Origin of the sequence: Sutcliffiella sp. FSL R7-0096 (assembly GCF_038595065.1) — a bacterium.
Classification (GTDB): Bacteria; Bacillota; Bacilli; order Bacillales; family Bacillaceae_I; genus Sutcliffiella_A.
In genome coordinates this window covers 908,086-924,411 of record NZ_CP152003.1, presented here as the reverse complement: position 1 = coordinate 924,411, position 16,326 = coordinate 908,086, and the positions used below count along the sequence as shown (strand labels likewise).

Below are 16,326 nucleotides of genomic sequence, written 5' to 3'. Positions count from 1 at the left end.
TGTCCGAACGTTTCACATAAGTGTCCGAACCATTTCACACAGTATGATAAGCCCCTAATTTCATCTAAAAACAGCAAATATCTAGTCTTTCCACACCCGAGCATTTAATATGATCCACCTACTTCCTCATCCCCCTTGCATCCACTTTCCACTGACCCACAACACCATCCCCTTCCACTAGCGTATATTCATCAAACATATTAGCCACTGTACAGGCATGATTGGGGATAATCCGGACTTTGTCATTCAAACGCAAGTCACTGCTACTTTCAAACACAGCCACACCATGCTCCTCAGACAGCCTTTCAATCGTCAGCTCCGGATGGTCCACCACATACCCGTATCCTTTTACTGAATCCAAACCGTGTGCCCCTTTATCGAGACATAATGTCTTACTTCCGGTATCTAAAACGATTCTATCCTGATAAACGCCAACAACTGAAGCCAGTACGGACAGCGCACAGTCCTCTCTTTTAGCTACCCCAAGTCCCACTTGGATGCTATCAAAAAACACCGCATTCCCTGGTCGGACTTCTGTAATCCCCTCTACCAAACCTGCTAGTCGGTAGGTCGGCGTGGAACCCACGCTTCTCACCGGTATTGGAATTCCCACTTTCTCGCAAGCTTCTGCGCTGCTGACCACCGCTTCGGCCTCTGCGATCGCGATGCGCTCCAGTTCCTTTGCATCCCTTGCCCCATAAGAATGTCCTGCATGGGTAAAGATTCCTCCTATTCGAAGCTGGGACAAAAATAACACCGCTTTAGCAAGCTCCACAGCATCTCCCCTTGGCTCCACGCCGCAACGATTCAATCCGGAATTCACCTTGATCCAGACTTCCAAATTGTGTCCTGTCTTCTCCAGGGCTTTTTGCAATAGCTTGATCTGCTCCAAGCTATCGACTGCAATCTTCAGGTCGATTCCTTTTTGAAGCAAAGCGATGGCACGCTCTATTTTCACCTGACTCGAAATCGGGTATGCCACTAAAATATCAGTGATACCAGCATGTGCCAATACTTCCGCCTCTTCTAGCTTGGCAGTCGTGAGCCCTATGGCACCATGCTCCATTTGCAGCTTGGCGATTTCTTTTGATTTGTGGGTTTTTATATGAGGCCGTAATTTCAAGCCGTTTTCTTTTGCAAAATCACTCATCGTGCGGATATTTGCCGATAAAGTCGTCTTATCCAATAATAATGTAGGTGTATCAAGATCCTTCCATTTCTGATTCATTCATTCTCCCCCCAGACCATCTTTCCCCCACTATACCACGTACAAAGAGCTGTTCAAAATTGAATGAAGTGGTTTGGAAATCAGACAATCCCACATGCATACATTGAAGGAAGTAACCTGGGCAAAGGGTGAGCAGAATGGGAATAATAAATGGCAAACAGTATCTGGACCGGATCAACTCGCTTCAATCAAACGTGTGGTACAACGGGGAGCAGATTAAAGGGAATATTTCGGAGCACCCCGCATTTTCCGGTGTGATGAAAAGCCAAGCAGCCTTATATGATATGCAACATGAAAATAAACATAAAGATATTATGACATTTACTTCTGATACTACGGGGAATTTGGTGGGTACCTCCTTTCTTCGTCCAACCTCAAAAGAAGATTTGGAGAAAAGAAGAAAGATGATACAACTCTGGGCAAAGTCAACGTTCGGTATGATGGGCCGGTCTCCAGACTATAAAAATTCTACCCTGATGGCACTGGCTTCTTCTGCAGACCTTTTGGAGGAACAAGGTCCACAGTTTCCTAAAAACCTAAGGAACTTTTATGAATATGCCAGAGAAACTGATCTTTCCTTCACCCACACATTCATCTCGCCACAGGTAAATCGCTCTTCATACCATTATGAAGATGATGAAAATATCGTGGCGGCACGGATGATCGATAAAAACTCAGAAGGTATTGTCATAAAAGGTGCCCGTTTATTGGCAACACAAGGTGGCATCACCGATGAAATTATCATCTCCTCATCTGGATTAAAGATGTTTGATGAGCCCTTCGCTTATGCTTTTAGTATCCCAAGTAACACAGAGGGGTTAAAATTCATCTGCAGGGAATCCTTCTCTTATGATTCCTCACAATTTAACCATCCACTTGGATCGCGTTTTGAAGAGATGGATGCTATTGTCGTGCTTGATAATGTCTTGGTACCATGGGACCGCGTATTTGTATCGGAAAACATTGAAGTGGCAAATAAGCTCTATGCCATAAGCAATTTCAAACCGCTTGTCACCCATCAGGTAGTTTCTAGACAAGTGATGAAAGCGGAATTCATTCTAGGTGTGGCACAATTACTGGTCAACACCATCGCCATCGGTGAGTATGGGCATGTCAAAGAAAAAATCAGCGAAATCATCATAGCAGTCGAAAGTCACAAAGCTTTGCTTCTTGCTTCGGAAATCAATGCCAAACCGGATAAACATGGGACGATGGTTCCGGATGTGAACCCTCTTTCCGTTGCAATCGCTCAATTTCCAAAGGTGTATCCAAGATTCATAGAGATTCTTCAACTTCTCGGTGCCAGCGGGTTAGTGTCCATTCCAACAGAGATAGATTTGGAATCACCGATACGGCCCGACATAGATCAATATCTGCAATCAGCCACTACAGATGCACAGACCCGCATCAAGCTGTTCCGTCTCGCATGGGATGTCAGCATGAGCGCATTTGGTTCCAGACAAACCTTATATGAACGCTTTTTCTTTGGTTGTCCGACCCGTTTGGCAATGGGGCTTTACCATGAGTACAATAGAAAAGAATTGGTGGAAGACGTGGCGAGAGAACTTGGGTGTGAAGCAAAGTAAATTTGAACATAAGGGTAGCCAAAAATTTATGGCTACCCTCTTTTTTTATTTTCCAATTATTCTATAATTTAAGAGATAGGAGTTTACGTGAGAGCGAGGTATAGATCACATATGGCCGAAATTAATATTCCTTCCCAAAAGAAACCCCGTAAGAAAAGAAAAGGGTGGTTAGTACTTGGTACTATTGCCGGTACCATCGGCACACTTGGACTTATATTCACTTTTTTCCCAGTACACAAACATACTACCAAGCCTTTTTTTGAAAATGGAGGACTGCCTCTTGTCATTGCACATCAAGGCGGTGAACATCTCGCTCCTTCGAACACCATGATTGCTTTTGAACAAGCTGTGAATATGGGTGTCGATGTGTTGGAGACAGATATACATATTACAAATGACGGTCATCTTGTTGCCATCCATGATCCAACAGTCGACCGTACCACCGACGGAACAGGTCATGTAGCAGACATGACCTTAGAGGAGATCCAAAAGCTTGATGCAGGCTATCGTTTTGTGGATTTGGAAGGCAACAATAGCTTTCGTGGCAAAGGCGTGACCATTCCGACAGTAGAGGAATTGTTTAAGGCTTTTCCAGATACACGCATCGAAATAGAGATCAAAGACACCAATCCACCCGAAAAATACGAAGAGATTGCAAGAAAGCTATGGGAGCTTGCTGTTCAATATAAAAGGGAGGATACCTTATTGGTTGCCTCCTTCGATCAGGAGATTTTAAATACCTTCGATAGTTTCACAGAAGGGCGAGTGGCACTTGTAGGAGGCAGGCAGGAAATTACCAGGTTCGTCCTCTTCCACAAGTTGTTCGTCCGTAACCTCTATAAACCAGAAGTGGATGCCTTTCAGGTACCCCTTCAAGAAAGCATCTTTGACCTGACCAATCAGCGGCTGATTCGCGATGCACAGCGCAGTGGCGTTCAGATGCACTACTGGACCATCGATGACAAGGAGACGATGCGTTATCTCCTTGAAAGGGGTGCAGACGGAATCTTGACCAACCGGCCCGACTTACTTCTTGAAGTGATGGAGGAGATGGGTTTTAAAAACGGTGGCGCTTGACTATGATATAATTAGGATATAGTAAATACAGAAACGTGAGGCTCCTAAAATGAATGGACAAAAACGGGCAGATATATCTATTGGCCTACCAGTGAAAATTGTACTCAAACAGGATCAGCGTACAGGAAAACTGACAAGCGGCATCGTCAAAGACATCCTTACCAAATCCCCAAACCACCCACACGGCATCAAAGTCCGCCTACAAGACGGCCAAGTCGGAAGGGTCAAAGAAATAGACAAATAAAAAACAAAAAAGCGTAACCCCTGCAGAAGCAGGCGGTTACGCTTTTTCAATATAATAAGGGGTCAGACCCCTTTTATCTCTCTACCGCTTTAACGTTGTGAGGGTCAGACCCCTTTTACTTCTCTACCACTTTAACGTTGTGAGGGTCAGACCCCTTTTACTTCTCTACCACTTTAACGTTGTGAGGGTCAGACCCCTTAAGCGCCTTCCCTCATCTCCTCGAGGACTTCTCGTTTTCTTCGTCTTCCTTCGATCCAGGCGAAGATCATGGCGATCAGCATGAAGGTGCTGGAGATTTGGAAGAGGACGGCGGTTTGGACAAATTGGGCCAGGATGCCGAAGATGATGCCGCTCAGTCCGATTCCAAGGTCAATGGAGGAGAAGAACATGCCGTTCGCCACGCCACGTCTGTTTTCCGGTGTCATGGATAACGTCCATGACTGCAAGGTTGGAATCAAGGAACCAAACCCTACCCCAAACAAGGCACCTGCCACAATAATGAACAGATTGGAATGCGCAAAGGATAACACCCACATTCCTACAAATGATAGGAACATGCACATAAGCACCAATCCACGCGGTCCATGATTATCAAACCATTTCCCAGCTACCGGGCGTGACAAGGACGCCATAATGGCATTTACAAGATAGAAAAGGAAAATCTGGTCAATTCCCCGCTCTTCTCCGAAAATAACAATAAACGTGACAATCGAACCGTATCCGAACGTTGCAATCAACGTGATAAACGCCGGATACCAGCTGCTTTTTTCCACTAAGGAGCCGAAGTAGGAAAACTTCAGGTCTTCCCTTTTTGTTTTTTCCACAGAAGCAGGCGTCTGATAGTGGACAATCGCGAGTAATCCAAGTGCAATCAAACCGAGAACGGCTGATACAATGATCAGGTTAGAAAACTCGGTCACCTGATAGAGGTAGATTCCTAAACTCGGGGCGATAATCATCCCGATTGTAATCGACAACCCATAGTAACCCATTCCTTCTCCTAAGCGGGAACGGGGAATAACATCCACGGCTGCCGTACCATTGACGGTTGTTGACCATCCCCAGGCCAAACCATGGATAAAACGGAACAAAAGGAAGATAACCACAATCTGGGACAATGGATAAATCACCGTCACCGCAAGCAAAGCGACCGCACCGATCAACACAAGTGGCTTACGCGCCCGGTACTCGAGCATGTATCCGATAAACGGCCTGCTCAGTACTGCACCGATCGAAAACAAAGCGGTAACCAATCCGATTTCAAGACCTGAGGCCCCGAGTGATTTAATATATGGCGGAAGGGTAGGAATCAACATCTGAAATGACATGAATACAAACAGATTGCCAACCATCAACATGATGAACGATTTTGTCCATAACACTTCTTTTTTCTGAATCGGTACCATTCTTACACTCTCCTAATATAACTGGACCAGCCTTCTGTAAAAAAGAAAAAGAATCTCCACAAACGAAGATCCCATTTCCCTACATGCATGAAAAGCTGCGTCCCACTATATATTTCGTCTGTCTAAATATTAACACAGAAGACGATGAAAAGAAATGTTAAGAACTTCCTACAACTATTTTCCCGCATGGACCAAGATTTATTATTTCATAAACCTTTTCAACATCTTGATACTTTTATCCGAATATGGCGGGTACAGAAAACTTAAATTGAATTTCGTGCTTTTCTTCATCACACTTTTTTTATGGGAAAAGGTGTCAAAGCTGTCTTTTCCATGGTAGGATCCAATCCCGGACGTCCCAACTCCACCAAATGGCAAATACGGATTCGTCAGATGGGTGACGGTATCGTTTACGCACCCTCCGCCAAAGGAGGTTCCAGCAATAACTTGCTCTTCCACCTCTTTGTCTTCAGTGAAAACATATAACGCTAACGGTTTCGGCTGGTCATTGATCTGACTCATCGCTTCCTTCAAATCCCTGTACGTCAGGATGGGAAGAATAGGGCCGAAAATTTCCTCCTGCATGACCGTATCCGCCCATGTAACACCATCCAGTACTGTCGGCTCCATATATAACTCCTCGCGGTTCCAGCTTCCACCTGAAACCACTTTCTCAGGGTCCACCAAAGAAACGAGACGATCAAACTGGCGTTCATTGACCACTCGGCCATAGTCCTTGCTTCGCTTTGGATCATCCCCATAAAAGTCATGGATCGTTTTTCTAAAGGCTTTCACCAGTTTCTCCCGAACATCTTCATGCACTAGTATATAATCCGGTGCCACGCACGTCTGTCCTGCATTCATGAATTTCCCCCATGCAATTCGCTGTGCAGCCACGTCTATGTTGGCATCCTTATGAACGATACAAGGACTCTTCCCTCCGAGCTCCAGTGTCACTGGGACAAGACGTTTGGCTGCTGCCTGCATGACAATCTTTCCTACCTCCACACTTCCCGTAAAAAAGATATAATCGAACGGTGCGTGGATCAGAGCGGACGTCTCTTCCTTCGCTCCTTCGACGATACTGACGTACTCCTCATCGAAAAATTCTCGAATCAATTTCACGAGCACCCCTGAAACAGTCGGCGTAAACTCTGACGGTTTAATGACAGCGCAATTTCCAGCAGAGATTGCACCAATGAGCGGCTCGAGCACCAACTGGGCAGGATAGTTAAATGGACCGATAATCAGCACCGTACCATATGGTTCAGAGTAAACCAGACTTTTCGACCCCGCATGAACTAACGGGGTTTTCACCTTTTTAACTTTTGCCCAACTCTTTAGATTTTTCATGAAAAAACCGATGCTATCGTAAATATATCCAACTTCGGATCCATACGCTTCAAAAATGGATTTGCCCATATCCTTTTTTAAAGCATCCATCAATTCTTGTTCATATTTCTGAACAGCCTTTTTTAAAGTGGCCAGCTGTTGCAGACGAAAATCAATATCTTTTGTTTTATCTTTAGCAAAATAGTTTTTATGGTTGGTCAGAAGTCTTTCTACCGTCTCATTTATGTTGGTTGTTGATATCGACATACAAGGTTCCTCCAGTTTCTCATGTATTCAGATTATGTTATTTCTATTCTCTTACAATTAGAATGAATTAGACAAGTTTTTCCTTGTTATTATGTTTAAGAGTTTAAACATTTAATAATAAGTAGTCAAGAGATTTGGCTGGATCACCCCAATAAAAAGAGCACCCGCTAACAGGTGCTCTTTTCTTTCAATCTTCATCCTTTATATCAATATCTTCTGGAATTGGTTCGTTTCTGACCTCTTCAACAAGTTCCTTGTACTTCTCCATTTGTTTCATATGTGTTGTGAATTGTTCTTTGTTGATTAAGTAGTCCTCGCCATCGAATAATGCACGTATTTTCTTCTCCTGTATCAGTGTTTTGACATATGCTTCTGAACAGGAAAGGTATTCCGCTGTCTCTTTTATTGATAAATACATAAGATCACTTCTCTTTATTTCAATATACTTACTAGCTTACCACAAAATAGACTTACATCCCCTAAAAATCCAATAATCCGACATGAAAACGGTTTATTTAACAAAAAGTTTTAATTTTTCTGATTAATCTGTTGTTTTCCCCTGTAAACATGATAGAATATTTGAAATTATAATTTTTAAACAACAGGGGGAGAACATCATGATCACATTTTTTGGCGCACTTATTTTTCTAGTTCTAGGTTATATCTTTTATTCTAAATTCGTAGAACGAGTTTTTGTGATTGATGATCAGAATCCTACTCCGGCCTATACAAAAAGGGACAACTTTGATTTCGTTCCCATGCCATGGTGGAAGGGGAACCTGATCCAGCTATTGAATATCGCCGGGTTGGGACCCATTTACGGGGCTGTGCTTGGTGCATTATATGGGCCGGTCGCGTTCATCTGGATTGTTGTCGGCTGTATCTTTGCTGGCGCAGTACATGATTATTTTTCGGGAATGTTATCCTTACGACACAATGGGGCCCAATATCCAACCATCGTTGGAAAATACTTAGGGAATGTTGTGAAGTCTTGTATCTATGTCGTTTCGCTTGTGTTGATGGTACTTGTGGCGGCGGCCTTCACAGCTGGACCCGCCCAATTGATTGCCCAATTGACTCCGCTTAGCTTCATGATGGCCCTACTATTGATTTTCGGGTATTTTTTATTGGCTACTCTATTACCTGTCAATCGAGTAATCGGTAAAATATATCCCTTACTTGGTGCGATCCTGCTGTTCATGGCTGTTGCCATTGCTGTTGCACTTTTATTCACAGATAAGCAGATTCCGAACCTAACATTTGCAAACTTACATCCACAGGAACTTCCAATCTGGCCGCTCTTGATGGTCACCATCTCTTGTGGGGCAATTTCCGGCTTTCATTGTACACAAAGTCCTATTGTCGCCTGCACGATGAAGAAAGAATCCCATGGACGTAAAATCTTCTACGGAGCAATGATTACAGAAGGCGTAATCGCCCTTGTCTGGGCAGCAGCAGGCATGACATTTTTCAACGGTACAGGCGGGCTGCAAGATGCACTTGCGATTGGCGGACCGTCCTATGTAGTCAACGAAATTTCCATTTCCCTACTAGGGACACTTGGTGGGATCCTTGCAATACTAGGAGTCATCATCCTGCCGATCACAACGGGAGATACAGCACTTCGCTCCTCTCGTATGATTTTGACAGAAGTGTTCTCCAAGTTCTTTAACATGGAAGGGAAAGTAAAAGTCCTTTTGGTAACGTTATTATTGGCAGCACCAGCACTTTTCCTTGCTACTATCGACTATACGTTCCTTTGGAGATATGTAGGATGGACGAACCAGCTTGTAGCAACCGTAATGCTCTGGACCGCAGCCATATATCTACTAAAAGAGCACAAATTCCACTGGATCGCGAGTGTGCCAGCACTGTTCATGACAGGCGTAGTCTGTACGTATATCTTCTACGCGCCAGAAGGTTTGGGGATGAATTATAATATTTCCCTGATTCTAGGATCCGTATTAACCTTGGTTGTATTGGGTTGGTTTGTTAGCCAAGTTGTGAAGCATCATAAAGAAAAGTCTGACGGTGTGGAAAAGCGTGTTGCATAGCTTGAGAATGATAACAGGCAGCCTTTGGTAGGCTGCCTGTTTTATATAGGTTCTTTTCTCAAAGATTGTTGCTCTTCACTAGTAAAAAGTCGAAAATTGGACTTTTTAGTGCTTACATCGCTGTATATAACGGTTGGTTTTTAAATACGTAAGAGCAACAAAGTTTACGATATTAGCCTTTATATTACTCCGCACCAACCATGCTCTCTTCCCAGTTCACGATCAAGTCGAAGTATTCCAGCTTCTTATTATCCCTGTCAAACCACAAGTCGGAATCCTTCCAGCTCACCTGCAGGAACAATTTCGCCTTCGCCTTTTCACGGACATCACCAGTATTTGCACCCTCTAATGCCACCAAGCTCTCAAAAATCTTCACCATCAAACTGGCAATCTTTTTGGAGTAGACGGTCTGAATCTCAGGAGCACAACTGCCTGTAAAATCACAAAGCTCCTGCAGTCTTATCAAAGCCTGTTCGACCGGTTCCTTCATGGGGGTTTCCAAGGTATCAATAGCAGAAAGCCTTTTTCTCATAGCATCTATGAAAATGCGGTCCACCTTGAATCTACCCATCAACCTCAGCACTTCCATACCGAGAATATTCGCTGTTCCCTCCCATACCGTCAACACTTGGGCATCTCGCAGCAGCCTTGGCGTCACGAAATCCTCAATAAATCCATTTCCTCCGTGCATTTCAATTGCTTCATGGGAAAAGTGTACTGCCTGCTCTGCGGTTTCTTTTTTCAAAAGGGCGATCAGCAATCGGTTCAGGATGACCTCTTCTTCTGACACTTGTTTGCTTTCTTTTCGCATGACCCGGTCAAAAAGTGCAACTAGCTCAAACATCGCACTCGTTTCCACCTCTTGCTTTACAGCCATATCCACCAATGATTCACGGATCATCGGAAAATTGATTAATTGATCGCCAAACGTCACACGGCTCGTCGCATAGTTGCGTGCTTCCGTGTATGCTCTTTGCATGATCCCGATCGACGCAATTGCATTGCAAACACGCGACAGGTTCAAAGCTTCCATCATATAATAGATACCTTTGGACGGTTCCCCAACAAGGTATCCCTCAGCATCATGGAAAAGAACTTCCGCTGAAGGCACTGCACGGACGCCGAGCTTATCCTTCAGGCGCCTAATTTCAATGCCATTCAACTTGCCGCTTCCATCTTCCTTCCGCCAAGGCACAGCAAACAGGCTGAGCCCCTTCGTCCCTTTTGGCGCTCCTTCCATTCTCGCCAACACCATAGCTACACCACACTGCCCAGCATTGGAGGCAAAATACTTTTCACCGGTCAAAAGATAGGTGCTTCCGTCCGAATTGCGTACCGCCTTCGTCTCGTTGGCCCCTACATCGGACCCACCCTGTCGTTCAGTTAGAAAGGTTGCTCCCTCAAAGAGCTCCACTTCTCCAGTTGAAATGACATGAGGCAGGAATTTATCCTTAATGTGCTGATCAGCATAATGGTCTAAAAGATATGCAGTAGCCATGGTTAGCGTGACTGGACAGTAGAATCCTGGTTCGGTTTGGGAAAGGAGGTAACCTTGTGCGTAGGAATAAAGATAGTTTCCTTGTTGGCCGAGCTCAGGGATTTCCTTGTGCACATACCCGACAATCCCTCTATTATAAGTTTCCTCGACGGTCTTCTTGTACCCTTCGTTCACCCAAACTTCGGAAATGTCCTCCCCCAATTTATTGTATTTAATGAGCTTGGGCTGACCTTCCCGATCGGTGTGTATCGCACGCTCATCAATTTCATTTGCACAACTCTCCCCAAATTCTGTGAGCTCTTTCTCCGCCCACTCGTAGAACTCCGGTTTTAAGTGCTGTTTCAGAACATGTTGCAGATGCTTATCCTCTGTGAAAAAATTACGTGTCATGCGGTTCCCCTCCCAATCTATTTTGAAAATCTGTGAGAAGCTCCTTCATTTCCTCTTTCAGTTCGGTTAGCTCTCGAATCCGCTCTTCCACTTCCGCTATTTTCTGTGTGCCATATTCAATCGTCTTTTCAAGTTGCTTCGTGCCGGTGCGGTCTTTATCAAACAAGGTGACCATCTCTTTGATTTCATCGAGTTGAAAGCCGTACCGCTTGCCCCTGATTATCAGCTTCAAGCGGGCATACTCCTTTTTGGAGAATAGCCGCTGATTGCCTTCCGATCGAGCCGGTTCAAGGAGGCCCAGCTCCTCATAATAGCGGACGGTTCTGGTGGATATATCGAATTCCTTCGCTAGCTGTGAGATCGTGTACATGAAGAACCTTCCTTTTTTCAGAAAATATAGATAGTAACAGTTTAGCATTGACGTTAACGTAAAGTTCAAGGGAAAGATTATTTAACGTTTTATTTCCATTCTTCTTGCAATATAGCGTAATAATACTCGTCCCACCAATCCTCACCATTTGGGATACATTTCTTGAAAAATCCTTCTCTTCTCATACCAATCTTCTCCATCACACGATAGGAAGGAATGTTCTCAGGCTGACATGTTGCGATGATCCTATGTAAACCTAGTTGATTAAATCCATAAGCCAGCACTTCCTTGGCTGCTTCGGTAGCATACCCACTGCCTTGGTAGGATGGATTAAACACCCACCCAATCTCATATGTGTGACCTCCAAAATATTTATGAAAAACTATATGACCTATGACCCCATTACTCTCTGTTTCCACAACAGCATAATTTTCGGCCTCAGCACCTTCGTTTTCAATTACAAATTTTTTTGCTTTTTCTTTTGAATGAATCCCTCCAGGTATATAATTCATAACCTCTTCCTTGGATGTGTATTCATAGACTGCTTCCCAATCCTTCTCGTTAAATTCCCTTATCAATAACCTATTGGTTCTTAAATTCATTGTCATTCTCCTTAATAAATCATTTGGTATACTCCCAGGATACATGCTACCCATTTAGTAAATTTCAACATTAAGTAAAATTTCCCTTTCCTTTAGGAAAAAAAGCATATAAAAAACCGAGCAGCAAAATCTTGTCGATTTACTACTCGGTTTACGATTCGAACGTTATCAGTCCGTCTCCCGCCTATTTTTCCCTCGCACTTTAACAAATCTGTATGCAAGATAAGCAATGTATAATGGAATGGCGATATAAATCAAATAAGGATATTGTGCATAAGTCCCTTTATAAACAATAAATAAAGACGCTCCCAAAAATAACGTGACAATTGTTCCATACTTTGGAAGTGGAACATCTTTGAAGCTTGGGATCTTTATTTTGCTGACCATCAGGAAACAAAACGCAGTGAAAATGACCGTTGTTACAATCTGTGGGATAAAGTTTCCGAAGAGAGTCAACAGTGCAAGGATACCACCAGCTGCGGTGATCGGAACCCCTGTGAAGTATTTTCCGGAAGATTTGGTTGTACTAATGTTAAAACGCGCCAATCTGTAGGCACCGAATAGCGGAAACAAGCCTGCAATGGCCATACCTAGTAAGCCGAACTGATAAAAATAAGTATAATAAACTAAAAAGGAAGGTGCCACACCAAATGTAACAACGTCAGCCAAGGAATCGAGTTCTTTACCTAATTCCCCGTCTGCATTCAACATTCTAGCCAGACGTCCGTCCATACTATCTAACATCATCCCGATAAGGATTAAAATAGCTGCATTACTGTATTCTCCTTTTGCGGCAAAGCCGATCGATAAGAAACCGCAAAATAAATTCCCCAGTGTGAACATGTTGGGGATACTTTTAATAAGACGCGTCCGCATTTGCATAAATAATCATCACTCCGTCAGTAGATAAGTCATATGTAAAGGGGTGTACCCCTATAGAAAAATAAAAAAACCTAAGTTCTTTTCTTAAAAAATTATTGTTATTAGCGAGTAAAAATTCGGTATCTGGACTTTTTTAGTTATAAACCTAAACAAAGGAACACTGCTTAGGCTGACCTTTATTTAATTATACCATTCTGACATAGAACGAGTAAAAATTATTTTGTAGGGATTGGGGCTTTTGCTGTTGGTGAATGTGCACTTAGCATCCAGATAAACCAGTATAAAGAATTTATTGCCCACACTTTTTATTTGAATTCGTAAGTAATATATGATTTAATAAATCGTAACGATTACTATTATCATAAAAGGAGAGGTATCATTCATGGCAAAAAAATCAAAAGTAGCAAAAGAAAGAAAACGTCAGCAACTGGTTGAGCAATATGCAGAAATTCGCAGAGAATTAAAAGCAAAAGGTGATATCGAAGGCCTTCGCAAGTTGCCACGCGACTCTTCCCCTACCCGCCTGAAAAATCGTTGTGAGGTAACTGGCAGACCGCGGGGTTATATCCGTAAATTCAAAATGTCACGTATTGCATTCCGTGAGTTTGCTCATAAGGGTCAGGTTCCTGGTGTGAAGAAGGCAAGTTGGTAATAAAACGTCTTTTAACACGAACTTTGCATATGATGGTAAAAACCCGGAACAGATGATGAGGTGTTACAGATGAAGGAAAGCTTATATAGATACCTTATAAAATGCAGTGTGGCGGGGCTTCCCCCTGAAAAGCAACTTTTCTATCACTTTGTTCAGGATGTGGAATATGCTTATGAAGAACAAGCGGAAACCCCTGATCAATATTTTGATCTACTGGTGAAACATCATCCATACGTGCAGGCAGCAGAGCATTTCCAAATACCTGTGGAAACAGCACGTGAACTGATGGTCGAGATTGAGCAGGAGATAAAAAAAGACACTCTCGACAGGATGCAACAAGTATTCTGGGTTGATTATACTAATCAGGTCTCAACAATAGAACGCTCCGATAAGCAGTATTTCTTTATCGGGATATAACAAACGCTCTCTCACAAGAGGTTATGTGAGAGGGCTTCAGTGTGTAGACAAAGTTATTTTAATCTTCAAGGTATGCAATAAATAACTATGTTGATCGTAGTGGAAGACGCGTAGACTCCTGCGGGAGGAAGGGACATGGGAGACCCAGCAGGGCGTAGCCCGAGGAGGCTCCCGGACCGCCCTCTGGATAAGCGAAGCGTCTGAAACGTAGATCAACAATTATACGCAATTTTAAAAATAAATTGGGTTTGTCAACAGTCTGAAGCTCTCTCACTAGAAATTATGTGAGAGAGCTTTTTTCAATTGTTTAAACTAACCAGTTGCATTCCGTTACAGAAAGTGGCACCCTTAATAGGTCAGGAAATTTTTCGGAAACGTGAAGGTGATGACCATGATCGAAGTAAAAAGCTCTCCAGTCAGTGATGGAGAATTCAATAGAGGCGTATTTGCAACAGAGGATATCAAAGCGGGGACTCTGTTTCATTCCGCGCCGGTTATATCCTATCCAAACGAACAGCACGAACATATCGAAAAGACTTTATTAGCAGACTATGCGTTTGAATATGGCATTAACCATTCTGCCATTTTGCTCGGCTATGGCATGCTTTTCAATCATTCATATGAACCAAATGCAAGATATGAAATCAATTTTGATGAACATGTCTTTGACTTTTTTGCTTATAAGGATATCAAAGCTGGTGAGGAGATTCTCATCAACTATAACGGCGATGTCGATGAGATGGACCCTCTTTGGTTTAATATGGAAGAAGAAGAGAAAAGTAAATGATCTAGAAACAAAAACGGCCAGAATATGTCTGGTCGTTTTCGTTTTGAAAAGTATTTATTTAGCTTTCCATTCATACTTAATATCAGGCAGGTTCTCTTCATTATCACTCCCTCCCCCAATAATGACAAACCCATTCTTTTCATAAAATCGTTGGGCTATTTTATTTACCTCAAATGTGTATAAAGTCAAAGTTCCATTGGATTGTTCTTTTGCTCTATCAAGTAACTTTTTCCCTATCCCAACATTTTGAAATCCGCTATGAATATATAGTTGGCTTACTTGCAATCTATTATAGGCAATCATCCCAACCACTTTTTCATCAACAATCGCCAGTTCAACGGTAAATTCCATGGGTAGGATCTGATTCAGAAAGTTAACATGACTTTCAAAGCTATGCATTTCATTTTTACCAATAGCCCCAAATTTACTATCCCGCCACATGATGATTGTTTCTTCGGCATACTTAGGTTCGTAGGGAATAACAGTAATTTCAAAATGACTCAAACGGTATCCAACCTTTCGATTTTGTGTTTGTTTATATCTCGATTCTCCGTCCCTCCTCATTGGAACGACGGGCAGCATCGTTAATCAAGGTGAGCAGATAGGCGTCTTGATAGCTGATATCCGGCTTTGTCCCTGACCTGATATGTGATACCCATTGAGGCATTGCAGATGGTGCGTCCTTAGGGAGTTCTTCTTGAGTTGGTGAATGCCAGCCTTCTTCAAGATTTATACTTCTAATCCGAATGGTATCATCTTCGATCATTAAAGTTCCTTCTGTTCCATAAACCTCCAATTGAAAGGGGCTACCGGAAGAAACAAACCCTGTTTCTAAGATACCAAGCGCACCTGATTGGTACTCAACAATCGCAACCGCGTTATCATCCACCTCATGATCAAAGGTCTGTTTGAAGCGGGCGGTTACCGCTTTCACTTTTCCGCCAAGACGGTTTGTCAGGTAGATGGGATGGGCGCCAAGATCGATGAATGCACCGCCTCCGCATAGTTCCTTATCGTAAAAGTGTTGTGGCAGCCAACCTTCGGGGTGCTGCTCTGTCGGAACGGACCCATTGTGTGCAACACGGCAACGGATGGTGGTAATCCTCCCCAATAACCCTTGATCAGCCACTTGTTGCGTGTATAGATAATAGGCAGCTGTTAAACGAGGCAGGGAAACCATCAGTTTGACCCCGTGTTTCTCTACCTCTTGGAGAATGGCCCTTGCATCTGCTTCCGTTTCGGCAAGCACCTTTTCCGTGAAAACATGCTTGCCGTGCTCCGCTGCTTTGGTGATGATTTCTGTATGCATGCTTGTTGGAGAAGCGACAATGACCGCATCAATTTCCTGATTCCTAAAAATGTTATCGATCTCTTCTTCAAAGGTGAGACCGAGCTCATCTGCCCAAGCTTGGCCTCTTTCTTTTTGCTCATCCCAAACGTGTGTGAGGGTAATGTGCTCGTTCTGAATCGCTTCTTCTGCATACTCTTGTGCATGAACATGCCATTTGCTAAGTAGTGCCGTTTTAATCATATA

The 16,326-nt window shown here is 43.2% G+C and carries 17 protein-coding genes; 7 read left to right on the top strand and 10 right to left on the bottom strand.

Annotated features, from left to right (window positions below; translation table 11 throughout):
• Window positions 1-118 precede the first annotated feature (118 nt).
• Complete coding sequence (locus MKY77_RS04720; protein WP_342515659.1) at window positions 119-1,228, bottom strand: alanine racemase; 1,110 nt, start codon at window positions 1,226-1,228, stop codon at window positions 119-121.
• A gap of 137 nt (window positions 1,229-1,365) precedes the next feature.
• Here MKY77_RS04720 and hpaB point away from each other — a divergent pair, with 137 nt between their 5' ends.
• The 3 genes from hpaB (at window position 1,366) to MKY77_RS04705 (ending at window position 4,135) form a co-directional block, all read left to right on the top strand.
• A complete protein-coding gene (hpaB, locus tag MKY77_RS04715) occupies window positions 1,366-2,814 on the top strand; it encodes a 4-hydroxyphenylacetate 3-monooxygenase, oxygenase component (RefSeq protein WP_339149132.1) in 1,449 nt (482 codons plus the stop codon).
• Between the two features lie 111 nt (window positions 2,815-2,925).
• Complete coding sequence (locus MKY77_RS04710; protein WP_339149131.1) at window positions 2,926-3,891, top strand: glycerophosphodiester phosphodiesterase; 966 nt, start codon at window positions 2,926-2,928, stop codon at window positions 3,889-3,891.
• Window positions 3,892-3,940: 49 nt separating this feature from the next.
• The gene (locus MKY77_RS04705; RefSeq protein ID WP_339149130.1) at window positions 3,941-4,135 is read left to right on the top strand and encodes a YwbE family protein; all 195 of its coding nucleotides are present in this window, start codon (window positions 3,941-3,943) and stop codon (window positions 4,133-4,135) included.
• A 197-nt stretch (window positions 4,136-4,332) separates the two neighbouring features.
• Here the strand turns inward: MKY77_RS04705 and MKY77_RS04700 are convergent, their stop codons facing one another.
• The 3 genes from MKY77_RS04700 to MKY77_RS04690 form a co-directional block, all read right to left on the bottom strand.
• The gene (locus tag MKY77_RS04700) at window positions 4,333-5,541 is read right to left on the bottom strand and encodes an MFS transporter (protein ID WP_339149129.1); all 1,209 of its coding nucleotides are present in this window, start codon (window positions 5,539-5,541) and stop codon (window positions 4,333-4,335) included.
• A 201-nt stretch (window positions 5,542-5,742) separates the two neighbouring features.
• Complete coding sequence (locus MKY77_RS04695) at window positions 5,743-7,119, bottom strand: aldehyde dehydrogenase (RefSeq protein WP_339149955.1); 1,377 nt, start codon at window positions 7,117-7,119, stop codon at window positions 5,743-5,745.
• A gap of 208 nt (window positions 7,120-7,327) precedes the next feature.
• On the bottom strand, window positions 7,328-7,558 hold the full coding sequence (locus MKY77_RS04690) for an excisionase family DNA-binding protein (RefSeq protein ID WP_237665244.1): 231 nt from the start codon (window positions 7,556-7,558) through the stop codon (window positions 7,328-7,330).
• 199 nt (window positions 7,559-7,757) lie between these two features.
• Here MKY77_RS04690 and MKY77_RS04685 point away from each other — a divergent pair, with 199 nt between their 5' ends.
• Complete coding sequence (locus MKY77_RS04685; protein ID WP_339149128.1) at window positions 7,758-9,194, top strand: carbon starvation CstA family protein; 1,437 nt, start codon at window positions 7,758-7,760, stop codon at window positions 9,192-9,194.
• Between the two features lie 184 nt (window positions 9,195-9,378).
• Here the strand turns inward: MKY77_RS04685 and MKY77_RS04680 are convergent, their stop codons facing one another.
• The 4 genes from MKY77_RS04680 to pssA all read right to left on the bottom strand — a co-directional run bounded on the left by MKY77_RS04680 (window position 9,379) and on the right by pssA (window position 12,936).
• Entirely contained in the window at window positions 9,379-11,082 is a 1,704-nt protein-coding gene (locus MKY77_RS04680) for an acyl-CoA dehydrogenase family protein (RefSeq protein WP_339149127.1), read from the bottom strand.
• Entirely contained in the window at window positions 11,072-11,452 is a 381-nt protein-coding gene (locus MKY77_RS04675) for a MerR family DNA-binding transcriptional regulator (protein ID WP_339149126.1), read from the bottom strand. The genes MKY77_RS04680 and MKY77_RS04675 overlap by 11 nt, the downstream gene beginning before the upstream one ends.
• Window positions 11,453-11,541: 89 nt before the next feature.
• Window positions 11,542-12,054 (bottom strand): GNAT family N-acetyltransferase, encoded by a 513-nt coding sequence (locus tag MKY77_RS04670; protein ID WP_339149125.1) that lies wholly within the window; start codon window positions 12,052-12,054, stop codon window positions 11,542-11,544.
• A gap of 168 nt (window positions 12,055-12,222) precedes the next feature.
• Window positions 12,223-12,936, bottom strand: a complete 714-nt coding sequence (gene pssA, locus MKY77_RS04665; RefSeq protein ID WP_339149124.1) for a CDP-diacylglycerol--serine O-phosphatidyltransferase — start codon at window positions 12,934-12,936, stop codon at window positions 12,223-12,225.
• A 382-nt stretch (window positions 12,937-13,318) separates the two neighbouring features.
• Between pssA and rpsN the strand changes: the two genes are divergently transcribed.
• The 3 genes from rpsN (at window position 13,319) to MKY77_RS04650 (ending at window position 14,792) form a co-directional block, all read left to right on the top strand.
• Window positions 13,319-13,588 carry a 30S ribosomal protein S14 gene (rpsN, locus tag MKY77_RS04660; RefSeq protein WP_010199153.1) on the top strand — a complete coding sequence of 90 codons (270 nt, stop codon included), beginning with the start codon at window positions 13,319-13,321 and terminating at the stop codon, window positions 13,586-13,588.
• A gap of 69 nt (window positions 13,589-13,657) precedes the next feature.
• A complete protein-coding gene (locus MKY77_RS04655) occupies window positions 13,658-14,005 on the top strand; it encodes a hypothetical protein (RefSeq protein WP_339149123.1) in 348 nt (115 codons plus the stop codon).
• Between the two features lie 391 nt (window positions 14,006-14,396).
• The gene (locus tag MKY77_RS04650; protein ID WP_223492268.1) at window positions 14,397-14,792 is read left to right on the top strand and encodes an SET domain-containing protein; all 396 of its coding nucleotides are present in this window, start codon (window positions 14,397-14,399) and stop codon (window positions 14,790-14,792) included.
• A 54-nt stretch (window positions 14,793-14,846) separates the two neighbouring features.
• Here MKY77_RS04650 and MKY77_RS04645 read toward each other — a convergent pair whose 3' ends face one another.
• A complete protein-coding gene (locus MKY77_RS04645; protein WP_339149122.1) occupies window positions 14,847-15,296 on the bottom strand; it encodes a GNAT family N-acetyltransferase in 450 nt (149 codons plus the stop codon).
• A gap of 31 nt (window positions 15,297-15,327) precedes the next feature.
• A complete protein-coding gene (locus tag MKY77_RS04640) occupies window positions 15,328-16,323 on the bottom strand; it encodes a Gfo/Idh/MocA family oxidoreductase (RefSeq protein ID WP_339149121.1) in 996 nt (331 codons plus the stop codon).
• Window positions 16,324-16,326 lie beyond the last annotated feature (3 nt).